The organism is Denitromonas halophila (genome assembly GCF_007625155.1).
GTDB classification, from domain to species: Bacteria; Pseudomonadota; Gammaproteobacteria; order Burkholderiales; family Rhodocyclaceae; genus Nitrogeniibacter; species Nitrogeniibacter halophilus.
In genome coordinates, this window is the sequence record NZ_VMNK01000001.1 from 68,255 (window position 1) to 79,459 (window position 11,205).

General features: G+C 66.3%; 9 protein-coding genes. All 9 read left to right on the forward strand.

Features of this window, described 5'->3' with window-relative positions:
- Nucleotides 1-106: 106 nt before the first annotated feature.
- The 9 genes from FHP91_RS00350 to FHP91_RS00390 all read left to right on the forward strand — a co-directional run bounded on the left by FHP91_RS00350 (nt 107) and on the right by FHP91_RS00390 (nt 11,198).
- Entirely contained in the window at nt 107-808 is a 702-nt protein-coding gene (locus tag FHP91_RS00350) for a c-type cytochrome (protein WP_144307719.1), read from the forward strand.
- 111 nt (nt 809-919) lie between these two features.
- On the forward strand, nt 920-1,255 hold the full coding sequence (locus FHP91_RS00355; protein ID WP_246116173.1) for a copper-binding protein: 336 nt from the start codon (nt 920-922) through the stop codon (nt 1,253-1,255).
- Between the two features lie 61 nt (nt 1,256-1,316).
- A complete protein-coding gene (locus FHP91_RS00360) occupies nt 1,317-2,603 on the forward strand; it encodes a TolC family protein (RefSeq protein WP_144307721.1) in 1,287 nt (428 codons plus the stop codon).
- 71 nt (nt 2,604-2,674) lie between these two features.
- A complete protein-coding gene (locus FHP91_RS00365; protein ID WP_144307794.1) occupies nt 2,675-4,114 on the forward strand; it encodes an efflux RND transporter periplasmic adaptor subunit in 1,440 nt (479 codons plus the stop codon).
- Nucleotide 4,115: 1 nt separating this feature from the next.
- A complete protein-coding gene (locus FHP91_RS00370; protein ID WP_144307722.1) occupies nt 4,116-7,283 on the forward strand; it encodes an efflux RND transporter permease subunit in 3,168 nt (1,055 codons plus the stop codon).
- Between the two features lie 198 nt (nt 7,284-7,481).
- Nucleotides 7,482-7,754 carry a CopK family periplasmic copper-binding protein gene (locus FHP91_RS00375; protein ID WP_186301393.1) on the forward strand — a complete coding sequence of 91 codons (273 nt, stop codon included), beginning with the start codon at nt 7,482-7,484 and terminating at the stop codon, nt 7,752-7,754.
- A 162-nt stretch (nt 7,755-7,916) separates the two neighbouring features.
- Nucleotides 7,917-9,758: a copper resistance system multicopper oxidase gene (locus FHP91_RS00380; RefSeq protein ID WP_144307724.1), complete on the forward strand. Its 1,842-nt coding sequence runs from the start codon at nt 7,917-7,919 to the stop codon at nt 9,756-9,758.
- Nucleotides 9,759-9,784: 26 nt separating this feature from the next.
- Nucleotides 9,785-10,708 carry a copper resistance protein B gene (locus FHP91_RS00385; RefSeq protein WP_246116175.1) on the forward strand — a complete coding sequence of 308 codons (924 nt, stop codon included), beginning with the start codon at nt 9,785-9,787 and terminating at the stop codon, nt 10,706-10,708.
- A gap of 46 nt (nt 10,709-10,754) precedes the next feature.
- Nucleotides 10,755-11,198: a cupredoxin domain-containing protein gene (locus FHP91_RS00390; protein WP_144307726.1), complete on the forward strand. Its 444-nt coding sequence runs from the start codon at nt 10,755-10,757 to the stop codon at nt 11,196-11,198.
- The last annotated feature ends 7 nt before the right edge of the window (nt 11,199-11,205 follow it).

An 11,205-nucleotide genomic window follows, 5' to 3' on the forward strand; every position in this document is an offset into this window, starting at 1 on the left:
CAGGCGAGCGGTCGCGGAAAGATAACAAAGATGTAATCTGCCGGTCAGGTCCGGGTCGACCCGCGGGCATCAGGCTGGACGCCATGTTATCGCGTGGAAAAGTCCGATGAATCGATTTGTCATGGGTGCCCTCACGGCGCTCGCCGGTCTGGGTGTCGCCGGCGCTGGCATGGTGATGAGCGGTGCGGTCAGTGTCGCGGCCGACGAGCCGCACAGCGACACTGTGCTGGAGTTTTTCAACCTGGCGCGCTCGCGCGCCGTGGAAGCCAATGCCAGCGGGATCGAGGTGCCTGCGCTGGACGATGAGGCGCAGGTACGCCGTGGCGCAGGCAATTACGCCGCCATGTGCGCCAGTTGCCACTTGCGCCCGGGCAGCGGCCCCACCGAGTTGAGCGAGGGGCTGTATCCCGCGCCACCGAACCTCACTCTGGCCGCCACAGAGCCGGCGATTGCGTTCTGGACCATCAAGCACGGCATCAAGGCCTCGGGGATGCCGGCCTGGGGCAAGAGCATGGGTGACGCGCACATCTGGGACATGGTGGCCTTCCTGCAACGTATGCCGTCGATGAGCGCCGATGACTACATGGCCGTGGTGGCCGCGAGCGATGGCCACTCGCATGGTGGCGGCGAACACATGATGGATGAGCAGCCGGCGGCGGCCGCCGATGACGATCACCATCCGGTGGGGGATCACCACGGGACGGCGAACGTCGCCTCGCATCATGACGCGGCGCCCGAACCGGAAGCCGCCCCCACGCCTGCCCGGAAGACGCATGTCCACCCGGACGGCAAGTCGCACCAGCATTGAGGTCACGGCAGCGCGAAGATGACGGAAATGTCATCTTCGCGTCAGCCGCCCGACGGTGCCGGCGCACCATACTGCATGCCATTCAGGTTCAACCACCCCACTGGAGTCATCATGATGAAAACCCTGTCCGCTGCCATCGTCCTTTCGCTCGGCCTCGGCGTTGCCGCACCGGTTCTGGCCGGTTCGGGGCATGGCCACGGTGCCATGCCGATGGCGGAGCAGAAGGCGCAGATGTCGGACGGCGAGATCAAGAAGCTCGACGCCGCCGGTGGGCGCGTGACCATCAAGCACGGCCCGCTGCACAGCCTCGGCATGGGGGCCATGACCATGACCTTCCATGCCGAAGGCGCGATGCTCAAGGATCGCAAGCCGGGCGACAAGGTGCGTTTCATGGCCGAAGATCGCGACGGCAAGCTGACCGTCACCACGATGGAAACGGCCCAGTAACAGCCTTTGCGGGGTGCGCCGTCAGGCGCGCCCGCCCTGCGGTTCGAACTTCGGAGCTTTCATGTCCTCCACAAAACGGGTGCGCAAGCTGAGTGCTTTGCGTGGGCTGGCGTGCGCGCTGCTGTCCGCGACAAGTGTCTCGCTGCTGGCCGACGAAGCGCCGCTGGGCGGCAATCTGCCTGACTTGATCCAGTACGCGCTCACGCGCAGTCCGGCGCTGAGCGCCAGCGGATTCGAGGTCGAGGCGGCACAGGCGCGAGTCGAGCCGGCCGGCGCCTTGCCCGATCCGCGCTTCCAGCTCGAACTGATGGACGCCACCAATACCATGTCCGGGCGCGGCGCATCGCTGGTGCCGGGCGAAGTGGGGCAGACGCGCTACCGGGTGATCCAGCCGATTCCCTTTCCGGGCAAGCGTGATCTGCGCGCCGCGGTGGCCGAAGCCCGCGTGGGGCAGGCCGACGCGGAGCAGACCGGCACCCGTCTTGCTGTCGAGACGCAGGTCAAGACCGCATTCGCCCGCCACTACCAGGCGGCCGGGCAACGTCAGATTCTGGAAGGCACGCTGAGCCTGCTCGGCGCACTCGAGCCCATCGTGCTCACCCGTTACAGTGTGGGCCTGGTACCGCAACAGGACGCGATCCGGGTGCAGAGCGAGATCTCCGCCCTGCGCGTTGAACTACTCGAGGTCGAGCGGCGTGAGCGCGAGGCCGCCGCACGGATGAATGCCGCGCTGACCCGCCCGGCCGATGCCCCGCTGGCCGTGCCTGCCGCGCTCCCGGCGAGCCCTGAGCATTTGAACTTGGCACAGCTGCGCAGCCACCTGCGCGAGGCCTCGCCCGAGCTTGCCCGGCTGCGCGCCGGCCAACTTGCAGCCGGACATACGCGGGACCTGACCTATCGGGATCGCTACCCCGACATGGCGCTGGCGCTGACCAACAACCGCCCCCGCAGCGGCACGGACAGCTGGGACGTGATGCTCGAAGTGACGATTCCCTTCCAGCAATCAGCCCGACGCGCGCGTGAGCGCGAGGCCGAGCGCATGCAGGACGCGGCCGAGGCCCGCGTGGCGGCCGCTGAAGCGGCCCTCGAAGGACGCATCGGCGAGGCCTGGGCCGGCTTTGAAGCGAGCCGGAACAAGGCGCGCCTGTTGCGCCACACCCTGTTACCGCAGGCCGAGGCGGCCTATGCCGCGGCCGAGGCTGGCTATGAAACCGGCCGGGTGAATTTCAATACCGTGATCGAGGCCGAGCGGCAGATCCTGCGCACCCGCCTGGCCTTGCTCGATGCCGATGTCGACCGCTTCGTGCGGGTGATCGAACTGGAACAACTGACCGGAGCGCCCCTGTGAAACCCCTTTTTGTTCTGGCGCTTGTCGTCGCCGCCGCTGCGGGCGGCGCCTTTCTTGCCCAGCCCGGCCCGATGCCGCCGGTGCCCGAGGCCCATGCCGCGGCCGATGGCGACACACCCGCTGCGGGCGAGCGGAAGATTCTGTATTACCGCAACCCGATGGGCTTGCCCGACACCTCGCCGGAACCCAAGAAGGACTCGATGGGCATGGACTACATCCCGGTCTATGCCGACGACGCCCCCGATGACAGCGGTGCGGTGGCGGTGAGTCCGACGCGCCTGCAGACCCTGGGCGTGAAGACCGCGCGGGCGCAGGTGCAGACGCTCGACGCCGCGCTGCGGGCGGTCGGGCGGGTCGAGATCAACGAGCGCGCGATCCACGATGTGTCGCCGCGCTTCGAGGGCTGGATCGAGCGGCTGTATGTGAATGCCAGCGGCGATCCGGTGAAGCGTGGTCAGGCGCTGTTCTCGGTCTATAGCCCGGAGCTGGTGTCGGCGCGCAAGGAAGTCGAGATTGCCGAAAAGCTGGCCAAGGGGGCGGGCGCGTCCGACCCGGTCGCCCGCGACAGCGCGCAGCGGCTGCTCGGTGCGGCACGCGAGCGCCTGCGCCACTGGCAGGTGGCGGCCGGGGGTGGCAGTGCGAGCAACATCACCTTCAACTCGCCGGCCAATGGCGTGGTGCTCGAGAAAAAGGCCGTCGAAGGCATGCGCTTCGCGCCCGGCATGGCGATCTACCGGATTGCCGACCTGTCCAGCGTGTGGGTGATTGCCGATGTGTATGAACAGGATCTGGCGCGGGTGCGGGTCGGTCAGCCGGCCACGGTGCGGGTCGAGGCCTTTCCCGAACGCATTTTCGACGCCAAAGTGACCTATCTCTACCCGACCCTCAACGCCGCCACGCGAACCACGCCGGTGCGCCTGGAACTGGACAATCGCGACGGGCTCTTGCGTCCGGGGATGTTCTCGCATGTCGAGCTGGCCGACGGGGGCGCAAAGCCGCGGCTGACCGTGCCCCGGTCGGCGCTGATCGACACCGGCGAACGTCAGGTGGTGTTGCGGGTGGCGGGTGAGGGGCGCTTCACGCCGCAGCCGGTGCGGGTGGGCCAGCGCGGTCGTGATCACATCGAAATTCTCGAGGGCATCGCCGACGGCGACGAGGTGGTGGTGGCGGCCAACTTCCTGATCGACGCCGAGAGCAATCTCAAGGCGGCGCTGTCGGCCTTTGCCGCACCCGAGGCGGTCAAACCGGCGGCCAAGACTTATGAGGCGGTGGGTTCGATTGACGCGCTGGACGCCGCCGCGAACAGCGTGTCGATGAACCACGAACCGATTCCCGCCCTGCAATGGCCGGCCATGACCATGGATTTCGGCCTCGATTCGGCCGAGGTGGCCAAGGGCTTGCTGCCCGGCGAGCCGCTGCGCTTTACGTTTGAAGACCGGGGCGACGGCGAGTTCGTGATCATCAAGATGGACAAGGCCGATCCGGCCGCCGCCGCGCATAAGGGACACTGACATGCTCGATCGCCTCATCGACTGGTCGGCGCGCAATGTCTTCCTGGTGCTGCTGGCCACCGTCGCCGTGCTGGCCGGCGGCGTGTATGCGGTCAAGCAGACGCCACTCGACGCGCTGCCCGACCTGTCGGACGTGCAGGTCATCATCTACACGCCCTACGCTGGGCAGGCGCCCAAGGTGGTCGAAGACCAGGTCACCTACCCGCTCACTACGGCGATGCTGGCCGTGCCCAAGGCCAAGGTGGTGCGCGGTTTCTCGATGTTCGGCGCGTCGTATGTGTATGTGATCTTCGCCGACGGCACCGACATCTACTGGGCCCGCTCGCGCGTGCTGGAGTATTTGAGCTCGGTGCAGGGCAGCCTGCCCGAGGGGGTGTCGCCGCAGCTTGGGCCGGACGCCACCGGCGTGGGCTGGGTGTTCCAGTACGCGCTGACCGGCAAGGACCAGTCGCTGGCCGACCTGCGCAGCGTGCAGGACTGGTATGTGCGCTACCAGCTGACCAAGGCCGGCGGCGTCGCCGAGGTGGCCAGCGTGGGCGGCTTCGTCAAGGAGTACCAGGTCATCGTCGACCCGCATCGGCTGGCGAGCTACGGGATTCCGTTGGCGCGCGTCTCGCAGGTGATCCGTGAGTCGAACCGCGATGTCGGCGGCCGGGTGGTCGAACTGGCCGAGAAGGAATTCATGGTGCGCGGCCTGGGCTATCTGAAGGGCGTCGAGGACATCGAAACCCTGGTGCTCAAGGCCGACGGCGGCACGCCGGTGCTGGTGCGCGATGTGGCGCGGGTCGAACTCGTGCCAGCCGGGCGGCGCGGCATCACCGAACTGAACGGCGAGGGCGAGGTGGCCTCGGGCATCGTCATGGCGCGCTTCGGCCAGAACGCGCTGGACGTGATCGCCAACGTCAAGGCCAAGATCGAGGAACTCAAGCCCGGGCTGCCGGCCGGCACCGAGGTTGTGACGGTGTATGACCGCGCGCCCTTGATCGAGCGGGCCATCGCCAACCTGAAATGGACGCTGTTCGAGGAGAGCCTGATCGTCGCCGCCGTGTGCATCGTCTTCCTGATGCATGTGCGCAGCGCGCTGGTCGCCATTCTGACGCTGCCGATCGGTATCCTGGTCGCCTTCATCGCCATGCGCTCCATGGACATGGGCAGCAACATCATGAGCCTGGGCGGCATCGCCATCGCCATTGGTGCGATGGTCGATGCGGCCATCGTGATGATCGAGAACGCGCATAAACACCTGGAGCGATTGCCTGCCGACGCGCCCCAGCGCGAGCGTGGCGAGGCGATGATCCGCGCCTGCAAGGAAGTGGGGCCGGCGCTGTTCTTCTCGCTGCTGATCATCACCGTTTCCTTCCTGCCGGTGTTCACGCTGGAGGGGCAGGAGGGGCGGCTGTTCAGCCCGCTGGCCTTCACCAAGACCTTTGCCATGGCCGGCGCAGCCTTGCTGTCGGTCACGCTGGTGCCGGTGCTGATGCTGTTCTTCATTCGCGGGCGGATCATGCCCGAGCAGAAGAACCCGGTGAATCGCTTCCTGATCTGGGCCTACCGGCCGATCATCCAGTGGGTGATGCGCTTCAAATGGAGCACGCTGGTGCTGGCGCTGCTGGCCATGGCGGCGACCATCTACCCGGCCCGCCAGATCGGCTCCGAGTTCATGCCCACGCTCAACGAAGGCGCCATCTTTTACATGCCGGCCTCGCTGCCGGGCATGTCGGTGACCGAGGCGGCGCGCCTGCTGCAGACGACCAACCGCGTCATCAAAACCTTCCCCGAGGTCGAATCGGTGTATGGCAAGGCCGGTCGCGCCGCGAGCGCCACCGATCCGGCGCCGATGGAGATGTTCGAGACCGTCATCAACCTTAAGCCCGAGGCCGATTGGCGGCCGGGCATGACCGTCGACAAGCTCGTCGCCGAGATGGATGCCGCGCTCAAGTTTCCCGGTGTGGCCAACTCCTGGACCATGCCGATCAAGGCGCGCATCGACATGCTGTCGACCGGCATCCGCACGCCGGTGGGGGTCAAGGTGTTCGGCAAGGATCTGGCCGAGATCGAAAAGCTCGCGCGCCAGATCGAGCAGGCTGTCAAGGCGGTGCCCGGCACCACCAGCGCCTACGCCGAGCGCGTGACCGGCGGCTACTACCTCGACATCACCCCGCGCCGCGAGCAGCTGGCACGCTACGGCATTACGGTGGGCGACTTTCAGCAGGTGGTGGCAACCGCGCTGGGCGGTGTGCCGGTGAGCACCGCCGTCGAAGGCCTGGAGCGTTACAACATCACGGTGCGCTACCCGCGTGCGCTGCGCGACGATCCGCAGCGGATTGCCAACGAGGTGTTCGTGCCGAGCATGAACGGCATGATTCCCCTCGGCCAGCTCGCCGATGTCACGCTGCGCAACGGCCCGCCGGGCATCAAGACCGAGAACGCCTTGCTGGCCGCCTACGTCTTCGTGGATATCCGCGACCGCGACGTGGGCTCGTATGTGAAAGAAGCGCAGCAGGCGGTGGCCGACGCGGTCAGCTTCCCGCCGGGCTACTACGCCACCTGGTCGGGCCAGTTCGAATACATGGAGCGTGCCAAGTCCAAGCTGGCCGTGGTGGTGCCGCTCACGCTGGCGATCATCTTCGTGCTGCTGTATCTCAACTTCCGCCGCCTCACCGAGACGCTCATCGTCATGCTCTCCGTGCCGTTCGCGCTGGTCGGCGGCATCTGGCTGATGTGGTGGCTGGGCTACAACATGAGCGTGGCGGTGGCGGTAGGCTTCATCGCGCTGGCCGGCGTGGCGGCCGAGACCGGGGTGGTGATGCTGATCTACCTCGACCAGGCCTGGCAGGAAATCCGCGCCGAACGCGAGGCCGAGGGGCGTGCGGCGAGCGTGGCCGACCTGTATCACGCGATCATGGAAGGCGCGGTCGAGCGCGTGCGCCCGAAGATGATGACCGTGGTGGCCATCATGGCCGGCCTGCTGCCGATCATGTGGAGCACCGGCACCGGCTCCGAGGTGATGAGCCGTATCGCCGCGCCGATGGTTGGCGGCATGATCTCCTCGACCGTGCTCACGCTCGGCGTGATCCCGGCGCTGTATGCGTTGGTCAAACAGTGGCGCCTCAAGCGCGGGCTGGAGGCGCCGCCAAAGCCCGCACTGGCGCCCGCCGAGGCGGTTTGACCCTTCCTCAAACGGCCGCGTCATGCGGCCGTTTTTTCGTCAGCGGCGCTGACGACTTAGACATGACATCAAGGTCATCTACATTGCACAGGTGTCATGCGGAAGTCATCGTGGCGACGGCCGTCGGCCTCGATACTGTCCCTGCGGTTGAACGAAACCAACCGGACAACACTGACTGTAATGACAAGGAGCTTCACCATGAAAAACGCCATCCTCATCGCCACCCTGACCGGCCTCGTCAGCACTTCCGCTCTTGCGCTGGGCACCACCGGGCTTGAGAAATCCGTCCCGCTCGCCGATGGCCAGACGGTCCACATCTTTGAAAACGGGAAGATGGGCATGGAGGGACGCTACGGTCAGCCCGTCTTCATGGCGTCGGGTGCGTCGATGAAGGCAGCCGACGGGCGAGTGATCACGATGGTGGGGAACGAGACGGCGCGCGTCGGTTCTCTGCTGCAGACAACCCCGTAATTACGCGTGCTTCAGTGTCCACACGGGGGGCGGAGGCCCCCCGTGTTCATGTCAAAGATGTAATCGAGCCGTCACCAAACCGGCGGCTTGCGGTCGACAGACTGCTGACTCAGATTCCCGGGGATTCGCATATTTCCCGGCGGCCTATTTGAAGGAGCATGTATGTTCCCACTCCGGTTCCCCCCAATAAGGACGGTGGGCCCCAGCCGCCGCCGGTTCGTCCAGGGCCTTGCTGCCGGCGGCGTACTCGCCGCATGCTCGGGCCTCTCTTTGCCGGCATTTGCGCGAGAAAGGCACACCTCTGTCGGAGATGCTCCGGTCCTGAGCGGACGCGAGATTGCCCTTGTCGTGGATGAAACGCCGGTCAATTTCACTGGCAGCGTGCGCATGGCCACGACCATCAACGGATCGATTCCGGCGCCTACGCTGCGCCTGCGCGAAGGTGATGAAGTCACCATTCGCGTCACCAACCGCCTGCGCGTTCCGACCTCGATTCACTGGCACGGCATCATCCTGCCGTATCAGATGGATGGGGTGCCGGGCATCAGTTTCGCCGGCATCGCGCCGGGGGAGACCTTCACCTATCGCTTCAGGCTCGAGCAGGCCGGCACCTACTGGTACCACTCGCACTCCGGCATGCAGGAGCTGACCGGCATGTACGGCGCGCTCATCGTCGAACCGCGCGATGGAGAGCGGGTGCGCGCGGCGCGCGACTACGTGGTGCTACTGTCGGACTGGACCGACGAAGACCCGATGCATGTCTTCGCCAAGCTGAAGACGCAGAGCGACTACTACAACTACAACCAGCCGACGCTGGTCGATTTCTTCCGCGATGTGTCGGCGAGCGGCCTCAAGGCGGCGATCGACAAGCGCAAGATGTGGAACGAGATGCGCATGAGCCCGACCGATCTGGCCGATCTGTCCGGCGCGACGCTGACCTTCCTGATGAACGGCACCACCCCCGCCGGCAACTGGACCGGTTTGTTCCGCAAGGGTGAGCGGGTTCGCCTGCGCTTCATCAACGGGGCGGGCAACACGTTTTACGATGTGCGCATTCCCGGCCTCAAGATGGCCGTCATCCAGTCCGATGGCGTGGATGTCGAGCCGGTGACGGTGGACGAGTTCCGCTTCGGGCCCGGCGAGACCTATGACGTGCTCGTCGAGCCTAGGGACGACGCCTACACGCTCTTTGCCCAGGCGATGGACCGCAGCGGCTATGCGCGCGGCACGCTGGCGACGCGGGCCGGGCTGGAGGCGCCTGTGCCGGCGATGGACGCGGTCGAGTGGCTGACCATGGCCGACATGATGGGCGGCATGGGGACGATGGCGGGGATGGGGCACGGTACCGTGCCCGGTGCGATGAAAGGCATGGACCAGGGCGCGATGCCGATGCCGCACGGCATGGCGGGCATGAATCACGGCGCGATGGCCATGGATCACGGCCAGCATGCGATGAGCGACAACCCGCTTGATCGGCCAAGCCAGATCGTGCGGCATGCGCGCACCGAATACGGGCCGAGTACCGACATGCGTGTCGACATGCCGCGCACCAACCTCGACGACCCGGGCATTGGCCTGCGCAACAACGGGCGGCGCGTACTCACGCTGGCCGACCTGTCCACCGTTGGTGGTCCGATCGACCCGCGCGGCCCGGAGCGCGAGATCGAGCTGCACCTGACCGGCAACATGGAGCGCTACACCTGGTCGTTCGATGGCCTGGAGTTCGGCCAGTCGACGCCGGTACATCTGCGCTACGGCGAGCGGGTGCGCGTCATCCTGCACAACGACACCATGATGACGCACCCCATGCATCTGCACGGCATGTGGAGCGAGCTTGAAAACGCCGACGGTGAATTCCTCGTGCGGCGCCACACCATTCCGGTCCAGCCGGCGCAGCGCGTCAGCTTCCTGGTGACGGCCGACGCCCTCGGGCGTTGGGCCTGGCATTGTCACCTCATGTTCCACATGGACGCGGGCATGTTCCGCCAGGTGGTGGTGGCATGACGAAAACGACTTGCAGAGGAAACCCCATGAAGCGCTTGCCGGTGATCGCCCTCTCGCTTGCCGCGCTTGGCGCGGCCCCGTCGGCCGCCTTCGCCGCGGGGGCGCACGAAGGACACGACATGCCGGCCGCCGGCAAGCCGCAGATGCAGACCTCGGCGCCGTCCGCCGAGCCGACGGCAGCCATGGACCATGGCGGCATGAAGATGCAAGGTGGCCCCGCGCCGGCCGATGCGCGCGATCCCCATGGCTACGCCGGCGGATTCACGCTGGACGGCGGCCAATATGCGCTGGCCGGCCCGCGGCAACTGAGTCTGGCGGATGAACACAGCTTCGGCATGCTGCTGGTCGATCGGCTCGAACGGGTCGACACCCGCACGGCCACCTCCACAGCCTTCGATGCGCAGGCCTGGTTCGGACGCGACTACGACCGCTTCGTGGTCAAGGCCGAAGGCGACTACGCCGACGGTCGCCTCGAGGAGGCGCGTACCGAACTGCTCTGGGGGCACGCCGTTGTCAGCTACTGGGATGCGCAACTCGGGCTGCGCCACGACACTGGCGAAGGCCCGGATCGCACCTGGCTGGCGGTTGGCCTCCAGGGCCTGGCCCCGTACTGGTTCGAGCTGGATGCCACCGCCTACGTGGGGGCGGCGGGGCGAACGGCCCTGCGTGTCGAGGCGGAGTATGAGTTGCCGCTGACCCAGCGCCTCGTGCTTCAGCCGCGCGCCGAGTTCAACCTCTATGGCAAGAAGGACGAGGCCAACGGACTGGGCAGTGGGCTGACCGACGCTTCGATCGGAGTGCGCCTGCGCTACGAGATCTCGCGTCGGTTCGCGCCCTATGTGGGCGTGGCGTGGGGCAACAAATTCGGACAGACCGCCGACCTGGCCCGCGCCGAAGGTGCACCGACACATGAAACGCGCTGGGTGGTCGGCCTGCGGTTCTGGTTCTGATCAAAACAACGATGGTGTGCCCATGCCCCGTTCGTGGAGAGAGAAGATGAAGACAATGCTTGCCGTGATCGCCTTGAGCCTGGCGCCTGTCGCGGCCATGGCCGATGCCGAAGTGCACGCATCCGGCGTGCCCGGCGCGCCGGATGACATCGTTCAGGTCATCGACGTGTTGATGGACGACAGGCTGCATTTCTCGCCCGATACCGTCACGGTCAAGGCGGGCGAGACGGTCCGCTTCTTCGCCCGCAACACCGGCAGGATGAAGCATGAAATGGTGATCGGTTCGATGACCGATCTCACCTCTCATGCCGAGATGATGCGCAAATACCCTGGCATGGAGCATGAGGAGCCCAACATGATCACCCTCAAGCCGGGGCAGCGTGGCGGCATCGTGTGGAAGTTCGACACGCCGGGCAGTGTCTATTTTGCCTGCCTGGTCCCCGGGCATATGGAGGTCGGGATGATCGCCAAGGTCGTCGTGACCGAGTAATGCGCGA

Bases quoted from the DNA above. Each gene is read 5' to 3' on its own strand.
- FHP91_RS00350 (WP_144307719.1), top strand. From the start codon at position 107: ATGAATCGATTTGTCATGGGTGCCCTCACGGCGCTCGCCGGTCTGGGT.
- FHP91_RS00355 (WP_246116173.1), top strand. From the start codon at position 920: ATGATGAAAACCCTGTCCGCTGCCATCGTCCTTTCGCTCGGCCTCGGC.
- FHP91_RS00360 (WP_144307721.1), top strand. From the start codon at position 1,317: ATGTCCTCCACAAAACGGGTGCGCAAGCTGAGTGCTTTGCGTGGGCTG.
- FHP91_RS00365 (WP_144307794.1), top strand. From the start codon at position 2,675: ATGCCGCCGGTGCCCGAGGCCCATGCCGCGGCCGATGGCGACACACCC.
- FHP91_RS00370 (WP_144307722.1), top strand. From the start codon at position 4,116: ATGCTCGATCGCCTCATCGACTGGTCGGCGCGCAATGTCTTCCTGGTG.
- FHP91_RS00375 (WP_186301393.1), top strand. From the start codon at position 7,482: ATGAAAAACGCCATCCTCATCGCCACCCTGACCGGCCTCGTCAGCACT.
- FHP91_RS00380 (WP_144307724.1), top strand. From the start codon at position 7,917: ATGTTCCCACTCCGGTTCCCCCCAATAAGGACGGTGGGCCCCAGCCGC.
- FHP91_RS00385 (WP_246116175.1), top strand. From the start codon at position 9,785: ATGAAGCGCTTGCCGGTGATCGCCCTCTCGCTTGCCGCGCTTGGCGCG.
- FHP91_RS00390 (WP_144307726.1), top strand. From the start codon at position 10,755: ATGAAGACAATGCTTGCCGTGATCGCCTTGAGCCTGGCGCCTGTCGCG.